A 569-nucleotide genomic window follows, 5' to 3' on the forward strand; every position below is an offset into this window, starting at 1 on the left:
AGCCTGATTATCCTTAATTTCAATCATCTTGCATAGAAAAATAGGCAAATCATTGCGAAAGTATTTTTTTAAATCCCTCGAAAACAAAGGGCCAGAGCCTTGGGTGAGATGTGCTGGCAACAAGCTCGTTAGATCTGAAATTGGGATGCTTCCGAAGGAAATTCTATTTTTTCGTTATTCTCATTTAACGTAGTATTTTTGTTGGATTGATTAAAAAAACCTACTGAAATTATTCTCTGCTGTGTTATTTCGGGAATGGCTTTGTTTTCAAAGTAGTTTTTTACTTCATCCATCCCTAAAAAGTCTGCTCTTTCAATGAATGTTTTTATTATTTCTGGAGCTGGTTGGTTTTTTGAAATGTATTCGCACAGGGACGTAACAATTTCTGAATTATTTTGCCTTTTTAAAGCATCCAACAGAGCTGCTGCAACCGTTCCTTTTTCTAGCTTACTTCCTGGTATTCGCTCACAAAAAAATTTAACTATCTCCAGCTTGCCATCTAAAGCAGCTCCAATTAAGGCTTCGCTTATGGCCTTGCTATCTGGCTTATTATTAGACTCCAAGCTACA

At 36.4% G+C, this 569-nt stretch carries 1 protein-coding gene; it reads right to left on the reverse strand.

From position 1 onward, the window contains the following. Positions 1–128: 128 nt before the first annotated feature. Positions 129–569, reverse strand: a 441-nt coding sequence (locus Lfee_RS12530) for a hypothetical protein (protein ID WP_193786951.1), incomplete at its 5' end; no start/stop codon positions are given.

This window comes from Legionella feeleii, from assembly GCF_001467625.1.
Classification (GTDB): domain Bacteria; phylum Pseudomonadota; class Gammaproteobacteria; order Legionellales; family Legionellaceae; genus Tatlockia; species Tatlockia feeleii.